Annotated in this window: 11 protein-coding genes; 7 read left to right on the top strand and 4 right to left on the bottom strand. The window is 45.0% G+C overall.

Features of this window, described 5'->3' with window-relative positions; genetic code table 11:
* Positions 1 to 133: 133 nt before the first annotated feature.
* Positions 134 to 1,018, top strand: coding sequence for a LysR substrate-binding domain-containing protein (locus ASV53_RS11070; protein WP_094957136.1), 885 nt, complete (start codon positions 134 to 136; stop codon positions 1,016 to 1,018).
* A 104-nt stretch (positions 1,019 to 1,122) separates the two neighbouring features.
* Here the strand turns inward: ASV53_RS11070 and efpL are convergent, their stop codons facing one another.
* Positions 1,123 to 1,689: an elongation factor P-like protein EfpL gene (gene efpL / locus ASV53_RS11065; protein WP_062689439.1), complete on the bottom strand. Its 567-nt coding sequence runs from the start codon at positions 1,687 to 1,689 to the stop codon at positions 1,123 to 1,125.
* A gap of 126 nt (positions 1,690 to 1,815) precedes the next feature.
* Positions 1,816 to 2,031, bottom strand: coding sequence for a DUF7661 family protein (locus ASV53_RS11060; protein WP_062689437.1), 216 nt, complete (start codon positions 2,029 to 2,031; stop codon positions 1,816 to 1,818).
* A gap of 89 nt (positions 2,032 to 2,120) precedes the next feature.
* On the opposite strand from ASV53_RS11060, the gene ASV53_RS11055 reads away from it, so the two are divergent.
* Positions 2,121 to 2,786 (top strand): cupin domain-containing protein, encoded by a 666-nt coding sequence (locus ASV53_RS11055; RefSeq protein ID WP_094957135.1) that lies wholly within the window; start codon positions 2,121 to 2,123, stop codon positions 2,784 to 2,786.
* A gap of 196 nt (positions 2,787 to 2,982) precedes the next feature.
* Complete coding sequence (locus ASV53_RS11050) at positions 2,983 to 3,387, top strand: thioesterase family protein (RefSeq protein WP_062689434.1); 405 nt, start codon at positions 2,983 to 2,985, stop codon at positions 3,385 to 3,387.
* A gap of 63 nt (positions 3,388 to 3,450) precedes the next feature.
* On the opposite strand, the gene ASV53_RS11045 is transcribed toward ASV53_RS11050, so the two are convergent.
* Positions 3,451 to 4,293, bottom strand: coding sequence for a 4'-phosphopantetheinyl transferase family protein (locus ASV53_RS11045; protein ID WP_141226239.1), 843 nt, complete (start codon positions 4,291 to 4,293; stop codon positions 3,451 to 3,453).
* A 742-nt stretch (positions 4,294 to 5,035) separates the two neighbouring features.
* Between ASV53_RS11045 and ASV53_RS11040 the strand changes: the two genes are divergently transcribed.
* Genes ASV53_RS11040 through pfaD form a run of 4 tightly spaced genes read left to right on the top strand, consistent with a single transcriptional unit; the run spans position 5,036 to position 22,328 of the window.
* Positions 5,036 to 12,784 (top strand): type I polyketide synthase, encoded by a 7,749-nt coding sequence (locus tag ASV53_RS11040; protein ID WP_094957133.1) that lies wholly within the window; start codon positions 5,036 to 5,038, stop codon positions 12,782 to 12,784.
* A 26-nt stretch (positions 12,785 to 12,810) separates the two neighbouring features.
* Complete coding sequence (locus tag ASV53_RS11035) at positions 12,811 to 14,841, top strand: PfaB family protein (protein ID WP_094957137.1); 2,031 nt, start codon at positions 12,811 to 12,813, stop codon at positions 14,839 to 14,841.
* Entirely contained in the window at positions 14,838 to 20,675 is a 5,838-nt protein-coding gene (locus ASV53_RS11030; protein WP_094957132.1) for a hotdog fold thioesterase, read from the top strand. The genes ASV53_RS11035 and ASV53_RS11030 overlap by 4 nt, the downstream gene beginning before the upstream one ends.
* Before the next feature lie 15 nt (positions 20,676 to 20,690).
* Positions 20,691 to 22,328: an eicosapentaenoate synthase subunit PfaD gene (gene pfaD, locus ASV53_RS11025; protein ID WP_094957131.1), complete on the top strand. Its 1,638-nt coding sequence runs from the start codon at positions 20,691 to 20,693 to the stop codon at positions 22,326 to 22,328.
* A gap of 158 nt (positions 22,329 to 22,486) precedes the next feature.
* On the opposite strand, the gene ASV53_RS11020 is transcribed toward pfaD, so the two are convergent.
* On the bottom strand, positions 22,487 to 24,832 hold the full coding sequence (locus ASV53_RS11020) for a glycosyl hydrolase family 18 protein (protein WP_094957130.1): 2,346 nt from the start codon (positions 24,830 to 24,832) through the stop codon (positions 22,487 to 22,489).
* Positions 24,833 to 25,228 lie beyond the last annotated feature (396 nt).

Raw genomic sequence — 25,228 nt, 5'->3', positions numbered from 1 at the left:
TTTTTATATCGATAAATAAACTTTTTTATACGCTAATATTCAAGAAGATATGACTATATAAAAGGAAAAACACTGGTAGGACAAACGAAATAAAAGTTACTATAGGTTAAATATTTTCATCTATAGGCGAAAGATGAACTCTAAACAAGCACTGCTAAAAAACATGCACACCTTCAATGTAGCTGTGAAAACAATGAGTTTTAAAGCTGCAGCCAACGAATTACATCTAACCCAGAGTGCCGTTAGTCACCGTATCAAAGTGTTAGAACAAGAGCTGGGGTTTAACCTTTTCGTACGTGGTACTCGACAACTTTTTTTGACTCCTGAAGGTGAGCGTTTACACAATACCCTCGCCCGATCACTATCTAGTATTTTTAACGAAATCGATAATATTCAATCATCGGATCTTAGCGGCGATTTACGTATTTTAACGGCACATGGTTTCGCCAGAGAGTGGTTGGTACCACGACTAGGTAAATTTAAACAAGATTTTCCCAATTTAAATTTACTTGTGAATATACATGAAGAGATTGCAGAACTAGACAAAGAAGAATTTGATATCGCTTTTTACTATGGTGATTATCACCAGCCAAATGTGTACTATCTGCCGTTGTTTGAAGAAATGTATTTACCCATTTGTTCCCCACAGTATGCAAAGGAACATCGGTTGTTAGAGCGCGGACACCAAGGGCTAGAATCCGTCAATTTCTTACACTCAAGTCTCTCGACAGCTTGGCCACGTTGGCTTGAGTCTGTAGGAAGTAATATTGATTGCTATCGTCAAAGCTATCAATTTACTCAACAAGGCCTAGCAGTTGAAGCCGCAAAACAATCTGCTGGCGTTGCTATTGGTCGATTACGTTTTATGACAAAAGCTATAGAGTCTGGTGAATTACTTGCACCATTTTCTGCTATGGAGACAAAGCAAAGTTATGCATTACTCTGCATGGAGTCGATGCGAGATCGCCCTAAAATTGCTGCTTTTATTCATTGGGTGAAAGCTGAATTAGCCCAATAACGCAAATTTCACTACGCGCTACCGCTTTAAAGACGGAACACAGCAATAAAAAAGCCCGCCTCACTGAACCAGTGAGCGGGCTTTTTACTAGCAATAACTACAAATTAAGCACGGCTCATGAACTTGTGTTCAGTCGTGTTAATTTTGATCTTCTCGCCAGATGCGATGTACTCAGGCACTTGTACTGTTAAACCAGTTGTTAGTACAGCTGGTTTAGTACGCGCACTTGCAGAAGCACCTTTAATTGATGGATCAGTTTCAACAATTACAAGATCTACCGTTGCAGGTAGTTCAATTGCAACTGGCGTACCATCAACAGTAAGAACTTGAATACCTTGAGTCTCTTCTGTAATGAAAAGAAGCTCTTCAGCAATTGAGTCTTTTGTGAAGTTGTACGGCGTGTAATCTTCGTTATCCATGAAGACATACTCGTCACCATCGATGTAAGAGAATGATGCTTGATGACGACGGAAGTCCGCAAGGCTAATCATTTCATCTGCTTTGAAGCTTTCATCGCTTTTTGCGCCCGTTGCTACATCGTAAAGACGCATACGGTAAAGGCTTGCACCAGCACGACCACTAGGAGTTAGTTTTTTAATTTCTTTCACTAACAATACTTTACCATTGAGTTCAATGGCTGCAAATTTTTTGATTTCACTTGCCTTTGGCATAGTCTGACATCCAGTAATAGATTGTGGGTAGAAATTACCACGAACTCAAATTTAGGCAAATAAAGAAATTATGAATAGCTGATTTATTCAGCATTTCCATGCGATTTTTTTCAAAATTTTCATCCCTTAGCAGCATTTGACTCCAGTATGATACTCACTCGCCTGCTCATGGAAGATATCCGCTAAATATTGAGCCAAAGATTCTGCAGGTAAATCTGACGGTATTACGACATCATAAATACGTACACGCATTGATGTTTCAGATTCTCGAAACAATAGCCATTCCTCGTTTTTACGCTGAACAGACATCACTTTGCCAAATACGTTAAATTTAATTCTCATCAAACACCTACTATGAACGGGGGTATTACTTCCTTCTATACTAAAAAGTAGCACATCATTTCGCTAGAACTGCACATTAAGGTACAGACATGCTCAACATGGACTTATCCAAAAAAGTCGTCATCAATACAACAACCATGGATTGGCTACCAAGCCCCTCAGGAGGCGTTCTCAGAAAACCCTTAGAAAGGGAATCCGCCGAATCAGGCCACACCACCAGTGTTGTCGAGTATATAGCAGCAGCAAATTTCCCTATCCACCCCCACCCTTTAGGTGAAGAAATCTTCGTATTAGAAGGGATATTTTCAGACGAAACGGGAAACTTCCCCGCTGGCAGTTATATCCGTAACCCACCAAAATCGCATCACGCACCGTTTAGCCACGAAGGCTGTAAAATATTAGTCAAGCTGAATCAATTTGATGAAAGTGACAGCCAACAAGTCAATATTGATACCCAAACCGCTAAGTGGTTACAAGGTATCGGAGGGCTTAAAGTCATGCCTTTACATGATTTTAAGCATGGCGCACGACATGAGCATACCGCGCTTGTTAAATGGCCTGCGGGTGAAACATTCCAATATCATCAACATGTTGGTGGTGAAGAAATTTTTGTAATCTCAGGCGAGTTACGCGATGAGTACGGCCACTATCCTGCTGGAACTTGGCTCCGTAGCCCTCACCAAAGTGTACACAGACCATATGCAGAAGAAGAAACAATCATCTTTGTTAAAACGGGGCATTTACCATTGGTATAATCCAGTGTGCTGGCAGATCGATAATTTAGGGCTTACCCCTTCAGAAAACATCTCACTCTGCTATGACCAGTACGAAATCGATTAAATTTATAAATACAGTCATGTACAGTGTCTAGCTTCTTGGAACGCACCTTCGCGTACTCCCTGAATTGCCATATTTTTCACAAAATACGACTTAATCGAGACAGCCTGAACAATGACAACCATTCATCATCATCCTGTACAAATCTACTATGAAGATACCGATCACTCAGGTGTCGTTTATCACCCTAACTTCTTAAAATATTTTGAGCGCGCCCGCGAACACGTTATCGACAGTGACAAGCTCGCGACCCTATGGAATGACCATGGGCTTGGCTTTGCCGTATATAAAGCAGATATGATTTTTCAAGACGGTGTCGAATTTGCGGAAGTGTGCGATATTCGCACCAGCGTAACTCTAGACGGTAAATACAAAACACTATGGCGACAAGAGGTTTGGCGCCCTAACGGTACACGCGCTGCCGTGATTGGCGATATTGAAATGGTCTGTTTAGATAAACAAAAGCGTCTGCACCCGATTCCACAAGACTTGCTTGATAGCATGGCATCAATGGTTTAAATCCAAAGTTTGGATAAAGGTTTAGATACTAGTGGAATTTATGATTGCCAATGAAGGTATATTCTAGCGATTCAGCAAATTCTCTATCAATACCTTACGGGCGTAAATAGAAGAGATATCCAGTTTACGTCCTTTCACCATCAAACCAAAACGATAGCTCGAAGACAAACGTCCTAAACACGTAGACCACATTTGTCCTTCTGCTTGTTTGCTCCAATCCTCATCTTTAGCTGCTTTATCATTCAATGTATTTAAAACAATGCCCGTAATTAATTCGAGTGGTTGTGCACTAACCTGCTTTTCATCGAAAAGTGAGAGATGCTGTTTCTTGCTTGAAGAAAAGCCAAAACCAAATGATTTTAAAGGTTGAGCAAGACCAAGTCCTGTCGCCTTAATATAAGACTCTTTAAGTACCCACAAATCAAAAAATCGTCGGCGCTGATCTGCTAGATCCAATCGCATCAATGATTCTATCTCTTGTGGTTGAAAGTAGTTGTCCATAATTGTACTAAATGACAAGTCTTCCCTTTCACACTCTATATCCACGCCTAGCTCTATCTTTTGGTCTGCCGTTTGCGTAACAGCCAGTAATACTTGATCGCCACTATGGCTCAAATTAAAGACCAAACTCGTTTGCTGTCGTTGGGCTCTACATAAATAAGGCTTTCCTTTCTCGCCATATTCAAAACACCACTCATTAGGCCTCACTCGAGCATAACGTGACAGGGTCACTCGCAGAAATGCACGTATATAAATGGCATGCATACGTGCTAGAGGCTGTCGATAGCGCATCGCTCTCGCTAACTCTTCTTCGTTAAGTAAAGGACGAGCTTGATTGATCAAATAGGAATGATCGATTGCCACAGTAGAGGAAAGATCTTCTATATTTTTATGCGTTTTTGGCAATGTGAGGAACCACAAGTCCACTGTGTTTATTTTCGTCAATTCAGAACAATCCAAGCAGAATTCAGAGCATGCATTATACGTCGCAAGGCCCTCAGTACAACTGTCAACAACGTCATTAATGCAACATTAAACAGGTCAGATGACTGACCATCAAACTTTTATATCTAAAACATCAGACCAGTACCAGACAAAGGGTTTGGGAAGCTTTTTAAACAAAATGCGACACAGATCACCACAACATGAAAAACTGAGTATTTACACTAACAAAGACCGCATACAACTTTAATATCAACAACTTAAATTCAATAACATTACAAAATATGAGAATTAGCTTTTTTGAACTGGTCTGAAGAGATCCAACCTCTTACTCAAGCGATTGTAACCACTATCCGCCTCGGGTAGGCTGCTCAGCAATTGACTGATTCAGTGAAAAATAGCCTTGCGGAATCTTACTTACGCACTGCATTTCACACTGATGCTCTACAGGATAGTAATGGATACGAGCAATATGGATAATCTGACATCTTCCCTTTGTCGCACTGATAGCAGACTCGCGTTTTAGCATGCAGTTTTCTACTCACCCTACATCTTGGCTCTATCCCGCCTCTACTTATTTTTTAATAAGCGCATCTTTGCGCTTACCTCAATTGCTACACCCTTTATTTTTTCATCGGTTGCCTATTCGCAACACTTACACCGAATGTATAGCACCCGTAACACAAGTGCTAAGCGGAGACTCATAATGAGCCAAACCCCAAAAACCACGTCTGAATCGCAAGAAGATAAGCGACTCAATAAACGCTTGAAAGACATGCCTGTTGCTATTGTTGGCATGGCGAGCATTTTTGCTAACTCTCGATACTTAAATAAGTTCTGGGATTTGATTAGTGAAAAAATTGATGCGATTACAGAAGTGCCAGAAACGCATTGGCGCCCTGAAGACTATTACGATGCAAACAAGAGCACGCCAGATAAGTCTTACTGTAAACGTGGTGGCTTCATGCCTGAAGTCGATTTCAACCCAATGGAGTTTGGTCTTCCGCCAAATATTCTTGAACTAACGGATACGTCACAGCTGCTATCTCTAATTGTGGCAAAAGAGGTATTAGCTGATGCCAAACTACCTGAAGGCTACGATCGCGATAAGATTGGTATTACCTTAGGTGTCGGTGGTGGGCAAAAAATCAGCCAGAGCCTAAATGCACGTTTGCAATACCCTGTTCTGAAGAAAGTCTTTGCGAGCAGCGGTATCAATGAGCAAGACAGCGAAATGCTGATCAAGAAGTTCCAAGATCAGTATATTCACTGGGAAGAAAACTCATTCCCTGGTTCGCTAGGTAACGTTATTGCAGGTCGTATTGCTAACCGCTTCGACTTAGGTGGTATTAACTGCGTGGTTGATGCAGCATGTGCAGGTTCACTTGCAGCACTTCGCATGGCATTGGGTGAGCTGGTTGATGGCCGCAGTGAAATGATGATCACTGGTGGTGTGTGTACTGATAACTCACCAACCATGTACATGAGCTTCTCGAAAACGCCCGCTTTTACCACCAACGAAACCATCCAACCTTTCGATATCGATTCTAAAGGCATGATGATTGGTGAAGGTATCGGTATGGTCGCTCTGAAGCGACTTGAAGATGCAGAACGCGATGGCGACCGTATTTACTCAGTGATCAAAGGTGTTGGCGCATCATCAGACGGTAAATTCAAAAGTATTTATGCACCTCGCCCTGAAGGCCAAGCGAAAGCACTTAAACGTGCTTACGATGATGCTGGTTTTGCCCCTCAAACGCTGGGCTTATTAGAAGCGCACGGAACAGGTACAGCTGCGGGTGATGTGGCAGAGTTCAACGGCTTGAATTCTGTATTTAGTGAAGGTAATAACCAAAAGCAACACATTGCTTTAGGCTCAGTAAAATCACAAATTGGTCATACTAAGTCAACAGCAGGTACGGCAGGCTTAATTAAAGCAGCCCTAGCCCTTCACCATAAAGTCTTACCACCAACGATTAATGTTTCGAAACCAAACCCGAAACTGAATATCGAAGATTCACCTTTCTACCTCAACACTGAAATGCGTCCTTGGATGCAACGTGTTGACGGTACACCGCGTCGTGCAGGTATCAGCTCTTTTGGCTTTGGTGGTACTAACTTCCACGTCGTGCTTGAAGAGTACACTTCTGAGCACCAACGTGACGATCAATACCGTCAACGTGAAGTGGCACAGACCTTACTATTCAGTGCGTCTTCTCGTGATGCCCTGATTGCTGACCTAAAAGAGCAAATCAAAGTTGTTCAAGCCGGTAACACAACACTTTCAGCCTTAGCGAAAACACATGGCCTTCGTGACATTGCCGCTGGTGATGCGCGTTTAGGTTTAGTTGCTAAATCAGCTGATGAACTACAAACGTTACTGACTCAAGCCTTATCGCAGCTAGAAAAACAAGATGCGACACAATGGCAGCTTCCAAACGGTACTAGCTACCGCGCTTCTGCGCTGGTTGGCGGCAAACAAGCAGGCAAAGTCGCGGCATTGTTTGCAGGTCAAGGTTCACAGTACCTGAATATGGGTCGTGAGCTTGCGTGTTACTACCCTGAAATGCGTAACCAATTAGCCAATGCCGATCAGGTGTTTGGTCAGAATAAGAAAACAGTTCTTTCACAAGTTCTATTCCCCGTTCCAGCCTTCAGCAAAGAAGACGTGGCAGCTCAGGAAGCAACGCTTACCAATACTGCTAACGCACAAAGCGCAATCGGTGTGATGTCTATGGGTCAATTTGACCTGATGACACAGGCAGGCTTTAAAGCCGATATGGTTGCTGGTCATAGCTTTGGTGAACTCAGTGCGTTATGTGCGTCTGGTGTGATCTCACAAAATGATTACTACAAACTCGCCTTTGAGCGCGGTAATGCGATGGCAGCTAAGCCTGCAGAAGGCGATAGCGGCACTATGTACGCCGTTATTCTTGATGCAGACAAACTTGCCGGTGTTGAAAAGTGCATCAGTGATTTCGAAGGCGTCAGCATTGCTAATTACAATGCCCCAAGCCAACTTGTTATCGCTGGCCCAACGCTTGGCGCACAACAAGCTGCCAAAGCACTAACAGAGCAAGGATTCAAAGCAATCCCACTGCCTGTTTCTGGTGCATTCCACACACCTTTGGTTGCTCACGCTCAAAAACCATTTGCTGCTGCGATCGATAAAGCCGCTTTCACTGCGCCTACTTTGCCTTTGTATTCCAATGCAACGGGCGAGCTGTATAAGAAAGATGGTAAGGCGATTAAGAAAGCCTTCAAACAGCATATGCTGCAATCTGTTCGTTTTAGCACTCAATTAGAAGCCATGTACCAAGCTGGTGCGCGCGTATTTGTTGAGTTCGGTCCGAAGAACATTCTGCAAAAGCTGGTTGAGAAAACACTGCAAGATAAGTCTGATGAGCTATGCACCATCAGCCTGAATCCAAACCCTAAAGGTGACAGCGACCAGCAGTTACGTTTAGCCGCAGTACAACTGGCCGTTGCTGGTGTCTCGTTGAGCACTATCGACCCATACCAAGCGGAAATTGCAGCCCCTGCAGCTGCATCGCCAATGAACATTAAGCTTCATGCAACCAACTACATCAGTGATGCGACGCGTAAGAAGATGGCGAAATCGTTAGAAACAGGTGCCATTGCCCCACTGACTGAAATTGTTGAAGTTGAAAAAGTGGTAGAGAAGATTGTGGAAAAAGAAGTGATTAAAACCGAGATCCGCGAAGTACAAGTGCCTGTTTCAGTAACTGATACTGCTGCAACAGCAAACGCTGCGCCTGTTGCATCAACTCAAGTAAATGTGCAAGCTCAACCGCTAACAACAGCGCCTGTATCAGTATTAGCTTCAGCAAGTGATGACTCATTAACGGCATTCTTCACTGCACAACAGCAAGCAGCTGAACTTCACCAACAATTCCTTGCTATCCCGCAGCAATACGGTGATACCTTCGCGGCACTCATGACAGAGCAAGCGAAAATGGCTGCCGCTGGCGTTGCTATTCCAGAAAGCCTACAGCGCTCAATGGAACTCTTCCACCAGCACCAAGCTGATACTTTAAAAGCACATGCTAATTACCTTGCACTACAAGCAAACAGTAATACTGCTGCATTAGGTATGGTTTCGACACAACCTGTTGCAAACGTTCAAGCACAAGTCATCACTGCGCAAGCGCCTGTACAAGTCGCTGTTCAAACTGCGGTTCAAGCGACAGCTCAACCTGTTGCTCAAACTCAAACAATCGCTACTCGAGCAATCACGACTCCAGTAGTAGCGCCAGTTGCTAAAACCGAACCAAAAGTAGCCGCTTCAAAGCCAGTTGAACCGAAGCAAGCGCCGTCACTTTCAGCCACTATGGCATCAGCGGCTGCACCACAAATCACGGTCTCAGCCCCTGCTGCAAACCCTGAAAAAGTGATGCTAGATGTTGTAGCTGAAAAAACGGGCTACCCAACTGAGATGCTTGATCTAGAAATGGATATGGAAGCCGATCTAGGCATCGATTCTATCAAGCGCGTTGAGATTTTAGGGACAGTTCAAGACGAACTTCCTAACCTACCTGAACTGAACCCTGAAGATCTGGCAGAGTGCCGTACGCTTGCTGAAATTGTTAGCTACATGAACAGCAAAATGCCTGCGAACACATCGTCTGCAACGGCATCAGCAGCACCTATTGCTCAAGCAGCTCAAGCTAACGGCTTAGGTGCAGAGCAAGTACAAAACACCATGTTAGAAGTTGTGGCTGATAAAACCGGCTACCCAACTGAAATGCTTGATCTAGAAATGGATATGGAAGCAGATCTTGGTATCGATTCTATCAAACGCGTTGAAATTCTTGGAACAGTGCAAGATCAACTGCCTTCACTACCAGAGTTGAATCCTGAAGACTTAGCTGAGTGTCGTACACTTGGTGAAATCGTTGCTTACATGAACAGCAAACTAACGGCTGCTCCTGTCGCAGCTGCGCCAGTAGCTACGACTTCAACAGCTAGCTCTAACGGTTTAGATGCTGCACAAGTACAAACCACCATGCTTGAGGTTGTAGCCGATAAAACGGGCTACCCAACAGAAATGCTAGATCTTGGCATGGACATGGAAGCTGACCTTGGTATCGATTCTATCAAGCGCGTTGAAATCCTAGGCACAGTGCAAGATCAACTACCAACGTTACCAGAGCTGAACCCTGAAGATTTAGCTGAGTGTCGTACGCTGGGTGAAATCGTTGATTACATGAACAGCAAACTCCCTGCTGCATCTGCAACAGTGACTCCTGTCGCTAGCTCTAACGGTTTAAACGCCGCGCAAGTACAAACAACCATGCTTGACGTAGTCGCTGAAAAAACAGGCTACCCAACGGAAATGCTAGACCTTGCAATGGACATGGAAGCAGACCTTGGTATTGATTCTATCAAGCGTGTTGAAATTCTAGGCACAGTGCAAGACCAACTGCCAACGCTGCCAGAGCTTAATCCTGAAGATTTAGCTGAATGTCGTACGCTTGGCGAAATCGTGGATTACATGAACAGCAAGCTACCTGCTGCTTCAGCTGTAATAGCAGTGCCTTCAACGACAGCGCCAGTAGCCGCTTCAACAGCTACATCTAACGGCTTAGACGCAGCACATGTGCAAAGCACTATGTTAGACGTTGTAGCGGATAAAACGGGTTACCCAGCAGAAATGCTAGACCTTGCAATGGATATGGAAGCCGATTTAGGTATCGACTCTATCAAACGTGTTGAAATCCTAGGGACTGTGCAAGACCAACTGCCTTCACTGCCAGAGCTTAATCCAGAAGATCTCGCTGAATGTCGTACATTGGGTGAAATCGTTACTTACATGCAAAGTAAGCTTGCTGCGGACTCTGCGACTGCGCCAACGGCTAACGAAGCAACACCAGTTACAACCGTATCTGATTCAGTATCAGCTTCAACAGCAAGTGCAGATCTTCCTCCACACAACGAGGTAGCGCTAAAAAAGTTACCAGCGGTAGATAAACTATCAGACTGCTTTGCTAAAAATGCATGTGTTGTGATCACAGATGATGGTCACAATGCAGGCGTTCTAGCAGAGAAATTAACGGCAAACGGCTTACAAGTCGCTGTTGTTCGTAGTCCGCTATCTGCCGCATCACCGCTAAGTACAGAAATCAAAAGCTACGACTTAGCAAGTATTGATGACGCAGGCATTCAAGCTGTTATTGTTGACATCGAAAAAGATCAGCAAGAAATTGCTGGCTTTATTCACCTTCAGCCTCAATCAGAAGTCACAGATACAACCACGGTTGCTCTGAATGATGAAGCAAAAGCCAACCTCGACGTTGCATTCCTGTTCGCTAAATTGCTTAACAGCCAATTAAACAATGCAGATTCAACAAGCCGTCGTGTTTTCTTCACGGTAAGCCGTATTGATGGGGGCTTTGGTTATGCTGATTCAGCACAACTAGCTACTGCAGAACTCAACCAAGCAGCACTAGCGGGTTTAACTAAAACCCTTAGCCATGAGTGGCAAAATGTGTTCTGCCGTGCAATTGATGCAGCATCAGCGTTAGATGCTCGCCACCTTGCAGAGGCTATCTACGCTGAGTTATTCGATATTAATACCCAAGCGGTAGAAGTTGGCTTTAACTTGGAAGATGAGAACACAGTTCGATCAACCTTGATTGCTGTTGAAGCAGGCCAGGCAGATACGAAAAATGCTGCGGCTAAGTTAACCAAGAACGACAAAGTGCTCGTTACTGGTGGTGCTAAAGGCGTGACGTTTGAATGTGCGCTTTCACTTGCAAAACAATGCCAATCACATTTCATCCTTGCTGGCCGTAGTAAACATATTACTGCAGCAGAGCTACCTGAATGGGCGCAAGGTAAGAAAGACAATGAATTGAAGCCAGCGGCTATTCGCCACCTTCAGTCTTTAGGTGATAAACCAACGCCAAAGAAGGTCGATACCCTACTTCGCCCCGTATTAAGCAGCCTTGAAATTAACGCGGCACTGTCTGCATTTACCGCTGTAGGCGCAAGTGCTGAGTACATCAGCCTTGATGTATCTAACAGTGAGTCTGTAGCCAATACACTGTCAAAAATCGACGGTATTACCGGCCTTATCCACGGTGCAGGTGTGCTTGCTGATAAACATATCCAAGATAAAACCTTAGACGAGCTAAACCTTGTTTACGGCACCAAAGTGGGTGGCTTGAAAGCAGTCCTTAACGCGATTGATAACAGCAAACTAAAACTACTTGCGATGTTCTCATCTGCGGCAGGTTTCTATGGCAACACAGGCCAAAGTGACTACGCCATGTCTAACGACATTTTGAACAAGGCAGCGCTGCAATTCTCAGCTCGTCATCCTGAAGCGAAAGTAATGAGCTTCAACTGGGGACCTTGGGACGGTGGCATGGTTAACCCAGCCCTGAAGAAGATGTTCACTGATCGTGGTGTGTACGTTATTCCACTACAAGCAGGTGCCGATCTATTCAGCAGCCAGCTATTAAATGAAACAGGTATTCAATTGCTTATCGGCACTAGCATGCAAGGCGCTGATAGCAAGGAGAACGCTGTAAAAAAGCCTAATGCGGAGTCTATGCAGGTAGCACAGAGTCCGCTGAATACGAGCATCACTGTAACACGCGACCTTGACCCGAAAGCGATGCCTTTCATCAAGGATCACTGTATCGCTGGCAACCCTGTGTTGCCAACGGTATGCGCCATTCAATGGATGCGTGAAGCAGCACAGCAATGGTTAGGGGCGAACGTCAGCGTTCGCAACTACAAGCTACTAAAAGGTGTGATTTTTGAAAATGATGATGTGCAAACACTCACATTGAATATTTCACCTGATGCAAAAATGGCAACACAGTGGAAAGCGTTAATCAGCTGTGGTGGTCGACCTCAATACCAAGCACAACTTGTTATTGATAGCGACACAGCAGCTGCAGGTTTAGAAAAAACCTTTATTAACGATTCGGCGAAACCTGTGACAACAGCGAATGACCTATACCGTAATGGCACCCTATTTCATGGGCCTCGCCTGCAAGGTATTCAAGCAGTAACACGCTTTGATGACCTAGGTTTGGTCGCTCCATGCCAGCTACCTGTTATTTCAGATAGCGACTGTGGCTCTTTTGTTCCAACCCAGCATGCTGGTGGCTGCCAGCCATTTGCAGAAGATTACTTACTGCAAGCTATGTTGGTTTGGGCAAGATTGAAATACGATGCGGCCAGCCTACCATCTGCGATTGGCGAATTCGTTTCGTATACACCAATGCAATCTGGCGAATGTGGTTGGATCGAGCTGGAAGTGATTAAAAGCACAGCCCGTTCGCTACAAGCCAATATTGCGTTATACCACCAAGATGGACGCTTAAGTGCCGTAATGAAAGGCGCTAAGGTGACCATCAGCAAAACCCTCAATGAGGCGTTTTTGGTGAAAACTCAATCAGAAAAGGAGCTTCTGTCGTAGTGGCTGATTCTTCTACTAATAAAGCGATGCCATTGCGCATCGCTCTTTTAGCCCAGCCTCGCGCTGGGCTTTCTGCTAACCTTTTACCCTCGTCACTGGCTACTGAAACCATCAAGCTTTCTGACGATCTTACTGCCACACTGAATACGGCTATTCAGGTAGTTAACCAAGGTAAAGCAGTCACATTAACGTCTCAGTCTGGCCTTTCGGTTGTATTAATGGCGGGATTAACGGCGGCTCAAAATCGCATTCACCCACATGCGTATTTATCTGGTTTTGCGGCAAGTTTACCGCTTGCTGTTGAGCAATCACGCCGCCAATCAGATGACGTTAGTATTGAGCAAACATCGACGGCATCAACAGCCGTTGAGCAATTTTCAGCGCTATACCAACTTATTGATGATATTGCAGCACGAAATCAGCAACCAGAATACACGCAAGAAGGTGGTGATGACTGCCAGTATTGGTTTACCGAACCAAATAAAGCGCGGGTTGCTAGCCTGACTTTTAATACCGAAAACCTAGCTTTTGATGCTAAAAGCCAAGCTGGCAGCACTAGCCTTGTGTTAACCCAAGCGACGGGCTTAAAAGAAGCAAAACCACTGCTCGATTCATCGCGTTTATTTTTCATTATTACGGGAAATACAGAGGCCGATCTATCAACAAAACTGGCTGAGCTAAGCAAGCGCTTTGTTAATCCAGCGCTAAACTCTTCGGTTCTTATCGAATTAATGCACCAAAACTTAGTGCGCTTTCAAGCTGGCTCGCAAGCGCAATTCACTATTGTATTGCAAGGTGCGTCGGTCGATGCGGTGTTGTTAGAAATCAATGCACTAACCAAGGTGTTATCCAAGGTTATTACAGAGAAAATCGACTATAAAACCCCTGCAGGCAGTTACTTTTCACCTGCGCCAGACAACCAAGGCAAAGTCGCCTTTGTTTACCCTGGTGTTGGCACTGTCTATCCGGGCATGTTGCGTGATTTTTACCAGTATTTCCCAGATCTTTACGCCAGATTAGAGCGTGAAGGCAATTTAAAAGAAATGCTACAAGCGGATAAAATCTACGCGGCTAGCAATGGCAAAACAGGTAGTCAGCCCCAAGAGATGACGCTTAGCGAACTTGCTATCGCAGGTGTTGGCAGCAGTTATATCCTGACTCAGCTCTTGTGTGAGTCATTTTCGATCAAGCCTGATTTTGCGCTAGGTTATTCCAAAGGTGAAGCCTCTATGTGGGCAAGCCTCGGTGTATGGCGTAATCCCCATGCTTTGATTGAAATGACCCAAACTAGCCCTATTTTCACTACCGCAATATCGGGTGAATTAACGGCAGTGCGTGAGGTATGGCAACTGGAGGAAAATGAAGCGATCACATGGAATAGCTTCCTTGTCCGCAGTGAACCCGCAGCCATTGAAGCATTATTGCCTCAATACCCTCGTGCTTATCTTGCCATTATCCAAGGTGATACTTGTATTCTTGCAGGTTGTGAACAGAGCTGTCGCGATCTACTCAAACAACTGGGTAAACGTGGTATTGCCTCTAACCGTGTAACGGCCATGCATACCACACCAGCTTGGAGCCAACATGCCCAAGTCACTGATTTTTATAATCAGCCGTTATGTGATGAACTTCCGCATCATATCCGCTTTATTAGCGCAGCAGAGTTGCTACCTCAAAACGCTAATCAACCAGTAAATCTAGATAGACAGAGTATTGCGACATCTATTGCCGATACCTTCTGTTCAACCCTCGACTTTACTGCACTCATCCGTGCAGCACGAGAACACGGTGCGCGTTTGTTTATCGAATTAGGTGCCGACCGTCAAACCAGTACCTTAATCGACAAGATCAATCGTGCAGATAAAGTGACTGACAGCCTTGCTGTGGCAACGAATGCCAAAGGCGGTAATGACATTCAAACCTTATTGAAATGCATTGCCCAGCTGATCACCCAGCAAGTGCCTTTATCTATTTCGCCTTTAGTTGACGGTCTTGCCCGCCAACTCGTCTCTTCAGAGACTCAATCTACCCTTCATACACAAGGAGAGCCAGTATGAGTTCTCAGCACCATTCGGCTGACAAATCAGCAAAAATTGCGATTGTTGGTTTAGCCAATCAGTATCCCGATGCCGATACGCCAAAGGGCTTTTGGAACAACCTACTGGATAAAAAAGATTCACGCACAAGGTTACGTCCTGAAAAGCTAGGTGCCAACCCAAACGCTTATCAAGGCCAACAAGGTGAATCAGACCGTTTTTACTGTGATAAAGGCGGCTACATTGAAAACTTCACCTTTGACCCGAATGGCTATCGTTTACCCTCTGATTATTTCAATGGTCTAGACGATAGCTTCTTGTGGGCGCTAGATACCAGCCGCAAGGCACTGTTAGATGCAGGTATTGCACTTGATGCCGATGTTCTTGAACGCACTGGTGTAATCATGGGAGCGTTATCTTTCCCGACTACGCGTTCAAATGATTTGTTCCTGCCGATCTATCACTCTGCAGTAGAGAAAGCGCTACAAGAAAAGCTGGCTAATCCACAATTTTCATTGTTGCCATCAAACGACCAACCAAAAACGCTGAATACCGCAAATGGTGCCGCGGCCCATAACGCATCAAAAATTGTGGCTGATGCTCTTGGCCTAGGCAGTGCCCAGCTAAGCCTTGATGCGGCTTGTGCGAGTTCTGTTTACTCTTTAAAGCTGGCTTGTGATTACCTAAGCACAGGTAAAGCAGACATGATGCTAGCAGGTGCAGTGTCTGGCGCTGATCCATTCTTCATCAATATGGGTTTCTCTATTTTCCACGCCTACCCTGATCACGGAGTTTCTGTTCCTTTTGATAGCAACAGTAAAGGCCTATTCGCGGGCGAAGGCGCTGGTGTTTTAGTGCTGAAACGCCTTGAAGATGCCGAACGCGATGGCGACCATATTTATGCTGTTGTCAGTGGCATTGGTCTTTCAAATGATGGTCGTGGCCAGTTTGTATTAAGCCCAAATAGCAAAGGTCAGGTACAAGCCTTTGAGCGTGCTTATGAAGCCAGCGATTTGTCAACAGAAAGTATTGAAGTGATTGAGTGTCACGCAACAGGTACACCGCTAGGTGACAAAGTTGAGTTAACCTCAATGGAGCGCTTCTTTACTGACAAGCTCAATGGCAGCCAAGTCCCTTTGATTGGTTCAGCAAAATCGAATTTAGGTCATCTGCTCACCGCTGCTGGCATGCCGGGGATCATGAAAATGATCTTTGCAATGAAAGAAGGCGTGCTACCCCCAAGTATTAATCTGTCAGAACCTTTGTCATCACCTGAAGGTTTATTTGGCGCTCAAACACTGCCGACTCAAGTACAGCCTTGGCCAGATAAAGCAGGCAATCCTGAACGTCGTGCTGGCGTATCAGTATTTGGTTTTGGTGGCTGTAATGCTCACTTGTTACTTGAATCTTATTCAGGCGCACAGTCGGCAACACATTCAACAACAGGATCTGCGGCGAAAACGACAGTTTGTGAAGCTGATTCGTTACCACGTCACTCCACAGCATTAAAAGTGACAGGTCTTGCTTCGCACTTTGGCTCATTAAAAACCATTAATGCCCTTAGTCATGCGATTCAACATGACGAAAATGCCTTTGTTGCTTTACCGAAAAAACGCTGGAAAGGCTTAGACCAACACCCTGAGCTATTAAGCCAATTTGGGCTGCACACCATTCCGCATGGTGCTTATATCGATCAGTTCGAATTAGATTTCCTGCGCTTTAAGGTGCCACCAAACGAAGACGATCGCTTGATTTCGCAACAGCTCTTGTTGATGAAAGTCGCCGATGAAGCCATCCGTGATGCCAAGTTAGCATCAGGGCAGAAAGTCGCCGTTTTAGTTGCGATGGAAACTGAGCTTGAAATGCATCAGTTCCGTGGACGCGTAAACCTGCATACTCAGCTTGCAGATAGCCTTACGAACATGGGCGTTACCTTAACGGAATCAGAATATAAATCCCTTGAAGCTATTTCAATGGACAGTGTGTTAGATGCCGCCAAGCTGAACCAGTACACCAGTTTCATCGGTAACATCATGGCGTCACGTATTGCGTCGCTATGGGATTTTAATGGCCCTGCGTTCACTATTTCTGCTGCCGAGCAATCTGTCGCTCGTTGTATTGATGTAGCAGAAAACCTAATGAGCCAAGAATCGCTTGATGCCGTCGTTATTGCTGCCGTTGATTTAAGTGGTAGTGCTGAACAAGTGATCTTGAAGAACAGCATTCGACCTATAGCTAACTCAGTACAAGATTCAGGTTGGCATGTTGGTGAAGGAGCTGGTGCTATCGTACTAACGGATGCAGCTTCTGGTTCTGAATCGCAGTCGCAAGCGCAGGCATACGGTGAAATCACAGCATCAGGTTTTAGTGCGACCAGTCAAAGTCACACTGTCACAGATCGCTTATTAACATCATCAGGTGTACCTGCATCTGCCATCAAGGTACTGGAAGTTAACCAAGCCCCTGACAGCACAGAAACCTTGCAACTACCCCTAAACACGGTACAGCCTACATTCGCCAATCAGCGCTTAGGCCATAGCTTTGCCGCATCAGGCATGGCGAGCTTGCTACATGGTTTAATTACCTTAAATCACACAGCAACTCACGAGCAGACCAAAGCAGGAATTATCGCCAGTGTGAGTGAAAACCAGTGTTCGCAACTGCTCGTTTCGCAATCGCAAGCCGAAACGCACGCGTTAAACACTCGTCTAGCTAATGAACTTGAAAGTGACAATAAACGTCAGCTTATCAAGCAAGTCACACTCGGTGGGCGTGACATTTATCAACACATAGTCACAGCCGAACTCGCTGATATAGCGTCGATTCAACAAAAAGTGGCGAATACTGCACCGCAAATTAAGGCGCAGAAACCAGTATTTAACCCAATAGTGGCAACGCTGCCAGCTCAGAAGCAGCAACCATCCGTATCCCCGATTTTGGCAACAACACGCCAAACGCCGATAACAGGAACTCCAAGCAATATGACCAACGTCCTATCCGCTAATAACAGCCAGAATACTCAGACAAATAGCCCTACATCATCACAGCAAGCAGCATTTATCGAGAACCAACAACTTGCTCAACAAGTTCACCAAGCCTTCTTACAAAATCGTGAGCAAGGATTGAAGATGGCTGATGCTTTACTAAAAGCGCAATTAAACGAAGTCACTGCACAGATGGAAGCGGGTTATAACCCACAATCTGCGCCTACATCGGCATTAGCTAACGCAACAGCAACAACACCCGTTGCCGAACCTGTTAACGCCTACGCAGCACCTGTAAAGCCAATTCGTAAACCATGCATTTGGGATTACGATGACTTGGTTGAATATGCCGAAGGGGATATTGCTAATGTCTTTGGCCCTGATTACGCCATTATCGACAACTACTCACGTCGCGTAAGGCTACCAACCACGGATTACCTCTTGGTTTCGCGTGTCACTAAACTTGACGCAACTATGCTGGAATACAAACCAAGCACCATGACAACGGAATATGACATTCCTGTCGATGCACCTTACTTGGTTGATGGACAAATTCCTTGGGCGGTTGCCGTTGAATCTGGTCAGTGTGATTTAATGCTGATCAGCTACTTAGGTATCGACTTTGAAAACAAAGGCGAGCGTGTGTACCGCCTGCTCGATTGCACCCTGACCTTCCTTGGTGATTTACCGCGCGGTGGAGACACATTACGTTACGACATCTCGATTAATCACTTCGCCCGTAATGGCGATACTTTGCTGTTCTTCTTCTCGTACGAATGTTTTGTTGGCGATGAGATGATCCTGAAAATGGATAACGGCTGTGCTGGTTTCTTCACCGATGAAGAATTGGCTGACGGTAAAGGTGTTATCCGTACTGAAGACGAAATTAAAGCGCGTAACCTAGCAATGAAGCAACACTTTAATCCGTTACTGCATTGCCAGAAAACTCAGTTTGACTACCACACGCTACACAACTTGCTAAGCGCAAACATTGCCGGTTGTTTTGGTGAGAGTCATATCTCTGATCGCCACCAGCCTTCATTGTGCTTTAGTTCTGAAAAATTCATGATGATTGAGCAAGTAAGCCGCGTTGAACCACAAGGTGGCGCGTGGGGACTTGGCTTAATCGAAGGTCATAAACAGCTAGAACCTGAACACTGGTATTTCCCTTGTCATTTTAAAGACGACTCCGTAATGGCGGGTTCTTTAATGGCTGAAGGCTGTGGTCAATTGCTCCAGTTCTACATGATGTACCTAGGTATGCACACCCAAGTACAAAATGGTCGATTCCAACCGCTTGAAAACGCACCACAAAAAGTACGTTGTCGTGGACAAGTGTTACCACAATCTGCGGTATTAACTTACCGTATGGAAGTGACAGAAATTGGTTTGAGCCCTCGCCCATATGCCAAAGCCAATATCGATATTTTGCTTGATGGAAAAGTCGTGGTGGATTTCCAAAACCTGGGTGTGATGATCCGTGAAGAAGAGGAATGTACACGCTACCTTGGTTCATCTGATTACATTGTCGAAGATGCACCAGTACAAGTTGCACTTGAAATTGCAAGCACACCAAAAGCAAATGTGAGCAAAGCAGCATCGGCAAATGCCCCACTAATGGCGCAAATTCCTGACTTAACAACTGCAACCAATAAAGGTGTGATCCCGCTACAACACGTAGAAGCGCCGATTACGCCTGATTACCCGAACCGCACTCCAGACACAGTACCGTTTACGCCGTACCACATGTTTGAATTTGCAACGGGTGACATCGAGAAATGTTTCGGCCCTGACTTCTCAATTTACCGCGGTATGATCCCACCGCGTACGCCATGTGGTGATTTACAGCTAACAACTCGCGTAATTGAAGTTAATGGCACCCGTGGTGACTTCAAAACGCCGTCATCGTGTATTGCAGAATACGAAGTGCCTGAAAACGCATGGTACTTTGACGAAAATAGCCATCAAACACTAATGCCTTATTCGGTATTGATGGAAATTTCTCTGCAACCAAATGGCTTTATCTCTGGTTACATGGGCACAACCCTTGGCTTCCCAGGTGAAGAACTATTCTTCCGTAACCTTGATGGTAGCGGCAAGATGCTACGTAATGTTGATTTACGCGGCAAAACCATCGTTAATGATTCTCGCCTACTTTCAACTGTAATGATGGGTACCAACATCGTTCAGAGCTTCAGCTTTGAGCTAAGCACAGATGGTATTCCTTTCTATCAAGGCACTGCGGTATTTGGTTACTTCAAAGGCGCAGCATTGAAAGATCAACTTGGTCTTGATAACGGTAAAGTCACCCACCCTTGGCATGTTGAGAACAATCGTACCCCAGATGTAACAATTGACTTGCTTGATAAAACCAGCCGTTACTTCAACGCGCCAACATCGACTTCTGGTGAAGAGCAACCACACTACCAGCTTGCAGGTGGTCGCTTGAACTTCATTGATACCGTGAAAATCACCAGTGATGGCGGTAAAGAAGGTTTAGGTTACTTATACGCAGAGCGCACTATCGACTCTAGTGATTGGTTCTTCCAGTTCCACTTCCATCAAGATCCTGTGATGCCGGGTTCATTAGGTGTCGAAGCTATTATTGAGCTAATGCAGACCTACGCGCTAAACAAAGATCTTGGCGCTGGTTTCCGTTCACCTAAATTTGGTCAAATCCAATCAGAAGTTAAATGGAAATACCGTGGTCAAATCAACCCACTGAACAAACAAATGTCGCTTGATGTGCATATCACAGCAATTAAAGACGAAGACGGTAAGCGCATTATTATTGGTGACGCCAACTTGAGTAAAGACGGCCTGCGTATTTACGAAGTAAAAGACATCGCTATTTGTATTGAAGAAGCTTGAGTTAAGGATTAGAACATGACAACGCAAACAACCCTAAATAACGAAAAGCTTTCTCCTTGGCCATGGCAAGTTGAAGAAAGTGCCACCGAGTTCAATACCGAAGCAATGGCTAAAGTATTAAAAGATCTGAGTCGTGGTTGCTACGTCATCAATCACCCTGAAAAAGGGCTTGGTGTCAGCCAAGAGGCAGAACTGACCTCGGTTGATAGCGCAAGCGCTAGCAGTACACACCCAGTTAGCGCATTTGCGCCAGCACTTGGCACACAGAGCCTTGGTGACAGTGATTTTTGTCGTGTACACGGCGTGAAATATGCTTACTACGCAGGTGCGATGGCGAATGGTATTTCTTCCGAAGAATTAGTGATTGCACTGGGTCAAGCAGGCATTCTTTGCTCATTCGGCGCTGCGGGTTTAATCCCTTCACGTGTAGAACAAGCGATCAACCGTATTCAAGCAGCGCTGCCTAACGGCCCTTATGCGTTCAACTTGATCCACAGCCCAAGTGAACCAGCACTTGAGCGTGGCAGCGTTGAGCTATTCCTAAAACATAAAGTTCGCACTGTAGAGGCATCTGCATTCTTAGGTCTAACACCGCAAATTGTACAATACCGCGCTGCAGGCTTAGGCCGCGATCAAAAAGGCGAAATTATTATTGCTAACAAAGTTATCGCTAAAGTCAGCCGTACCGAAGTTGCCACTAAATTCATGGAACCTGCACCAGCTAAAATGCTGCAAGGTTTAGTCGATGAAGGCCGTATTACACCAGAACAAATGGAACTGGCACAGCTCGTTCCGATGGCTGACGATATTACCGCTGAAGCAGATTCTGGTGGCCATACCGATAACCGCCCTCTGGTGACGTTATTGCCGACCATCTTGGCACTAAAAGAAGAAATTCAAGCTAAATACCAATACAAAACGCCACTTCGTGTCGGTACTGGCGGCGGTGTTGGTACACCCGATGCGGCACTGGCTGCATTCAATATGGGCGCCGCTTATATTGTGACAGGATCTGTTAACCAAGCATGTATTGAAGCTGGCGCGAGTGAACATACGCGTAAATTACTGTCGACCACTGAAATGGCCGATGTCACCATGGCACCTGCTGCAGATATGTTTGAAATGGGCGTTAAGTTACAGGTCGTTAAGCGCGGTACGCTCTTCCCGATGCGTGCCAATAAGCTCTATGAAATTTATACCCGTTATGATTCTATTGAAGCGATCCCTGCAGACGAGCGCCATAAGCTGGAAACTCAGGTCTTCCGTTCAACACTGGATGATATCTGGGCTGGTACAGTAGCGCACTTTAATGAGCGCGACCCAAAGCAAATTACGCGTGCTGAAGGTAACCCTAAGCGAAAAATGGCACTGATTTTCCGTTGGTACCTTGGCCTTTCTAGCCGCTGGTCAAACACAGGCGAAGCGGGTCGTGAGATGGATTATCAAATCTGGGCGGGTCCTGCGCTTGGTGCGTTTAACGCATGGGCAAAAGGCAGTTATTTAGATGATTATAAAAACCGCCAAGCTGCGGATGTAGCAAAACATCTGATGCATGGCGCTGCTTATTTAGCTCGTATTAACTTGCTAGCATCACAAGGCATTAAGCTGCCTGCTGATATTGCGCGTTGGAAACCTGTTGAGAAAATGATTTAATCTAAAATTAACGCCGCATAATTCAGTTTTGATAAGCGAAAACCGTTAATTGAATAGACATAACAAAGCCCAGAAATATTGCTATTTCTGGGCTTTTTATTGACCTTAGTATCTAACTAGCAATTGCTTACTACTAGTACCAACTAACGTTTAGCCTATTAGAGTGCGCCCCAAGGGCCTGAACCATTATCTGGTTGATCCCCCTTAGTCCACCATTTAGCTTTGTAAGTCACACCACTAAACGTCGCTTGGTCACCACCGTTATACACTTTATCTGCGCTCCACGTTTTCACGCTTCCATCATCAAATGCAGCCCATACAGCACTTGAGCCTGGTTTTTCACCTTTAGTCCACCACTTCGCAGTGTATTTCACACCGTTATAAGTAACAGTATCACCCGTGTTATAGATGGTATTTGCATCCCACGTTGTACCAGTGCCACCATCTGCTTTTACAGTTACCACGACTGTCGATTCAGCGCTAGCTTGGCCATCAGATACAGTCACAACAAGATTAACGACAGTATCAGCCGTTACTGTTGGTGCGGTAAAGCTAATGTCTGCGCCTGTTGCAGTCGGTGTTACTGATCCAGTTGATACAGAATAGGTTAATGCATCGCCATCAGCATCTGTCGCTGAAACACTAATCACAACCGTTTGACCGCTTTTGACATCAAGTGTTGCTGGTGCATTTAGCACTGGTGGAATATTATCTACCGCGCCTGAACCTTTAACAGTAACTGTGACATTTTTACTTACTTGCTTACGGCCATCACTGACAGTCACCGTCACAACTGCAGTAAGATCTGTTGCGGTATTTGGTGCTTTATAAGTAACTGTTGCGGTACCGTTACCGTTATCAACAACTGTCGCATCTTTAGCAGTAAAACTGAGCTTGTCACCATCAGCATCAGTTGCTGAAACATCAAAGCTAATCGCTTGACCAGAATTAACCGCTTGCGCTGCAGGAACTGTCAGTACAGGTGCCACATTTGGTACTGTACCCGCACTAAAGACGCGATCAATTTCAGCTGCTAATGGCGAACGCAGGTCAGTACACTCTTTTAAATTACGACCATGACTAATGAAAGTACCAGCACATTCAACATCACCATGAACCTGCCATACAATCACACCACCAAGGTTATGATCGACAATGTACTGTGCTTTTTTAGCAATCGAAGCTTCATCATCGTAACTTAAGAAGTATTTACCTTTAACGGCGTAAGGTACTTCAGCTGAAGCATCCCACTTATGCTCCCAACCTGTTTGCTTTTTAATGAAATTATAGTTTGGTTGCCCTTCAAACTGTTTCCAGTTATCTAAATCAACCGATGATAATGTTGGGCCATCAACACTGAAGTTGACATTACGTTTATCCGTTGGTGCGCCAACATAAGCTGTCGCTTCGGTTGTTTGTACACCACGGCCATAGAAAGCAGCACCGAAGTTAATTTTCTCAGATGGAATGCCTTTCGCAGCCATCCACGTACGGAGGTAATCAAGTTCTAAACCTTTGAACTCTTCTTCTGGGTATGGGTAGAGTGGCGCATTATGACCTGCAACATTAGACCAACCACCATTAAGGTCGTAGGTCATCATGTTGAAGTAATCCATTGAAGCAGCCAGACGAGCCCAATCATAGCCTTCAAGCTTAGCTGTTGACGCTGCAAATGCAGCTGTAAGCAATTTATTCGGACCAATACGAGTACGAATATCTTCCATTAACAGTTCAAAATTAGCGTAATCTTCAGGGTTTCCTTCGAAGTTCATGCCACCTGTGCCTGGGTATTCCCAGTCAATATCGATACCATCAAAGCCAAGCGCCATCAGCTTATCAAGATCCTGCATGAAGCGTTCTTTCTTAACGGGATCAGCTGCCATCTCAGGGAAGTGTTTAGACATACTCCAGCCACCTAGAGAAGCCATAACTTTCACACCTTTTTGGTGAGCTAAGTCAATCAATCCCGGCGCACCACCTGCCTTTTTCAGTGGGATTGGGAATTGGCCTGTAACGCCTGTTGGTTGATGTAACCAGCCGCTACCTTGTTTAACAAAGCCTTGGTCTTGCACTTTTTTCAGTTGATCCGCATTCCATGGTTCATCTGTCGGGTATTGATGAATATATTCCAGCTCACCCCATAAAATATGGAAATCCCAGCTTGAATACACATCAGGGTGAAGCAATGGACCGGGTTCTTGCACCGCGTTAGGTTGATAAATACTTTTATTACGTAAATCACCACTGTGTAATGAGCCATCTTTGGCCACGCCAAAGAAAGAGAAGTTCAGTATTGAGTAGACATCCATATCCACATTCAGGTGTGTTGCCTCACCTTTCACACTAAAGCCTTCGTTTGGCCCTTTCCACGCTTCCCACTGAGTGATGTAACCAATAACATTCTTATCATGTGTAGGTGCAGCTTGTACTGAACCCATAGTACCCGCCATAAGCATGGCAGCGATGGTGCAAGCGATCTTGCTTTGTTTCATTCCCTTTTGCATCTCTAACTCCGTGTAATGGTTAGCTATATCAATTAATAATGCATGCATTATGTGCATTTATGCGTATTGATACTCGCTCAAAGCAGGATAAGTATGGCCATCGACTGACAGCTAACAACGCTGACTCAGGTTAACCTGACTGCCTAAGGCGAGTTCAGGTATAAGTGTCATCCAATCTTTTTTCTTTATCTAAAAAAACATCTCAGAGTTAGACACTCAACCAAGTCAAATGTAGATATAATGCAAACTTAACAAGCATTATTTTGAATGCGTTCCAATTATCACCGAGTTAATACACAAAATAATTCGCGTAAAAAATAATTGAAACGTTTACAGAACAGCGATAAAAGAGATGATTTTAATAAAAACGTGGGACGTTATAGGAAAATTAAGAGT

Origin of the sequence: Photobacterium sanguinicancri (assembly GCF_002265265.1) — a bacterium.
GTDB lineage: Bacteria > Pseudomonadota > Gammaproteobacteria > Enterobacterales > Vibrionaceae > Photobacterium > Photobacterium sanguinicancri.
Note: the sequence above shows the minus strand (reverse complement) of the source record. Positions and strands in the feature narration are given on the sequence as shown.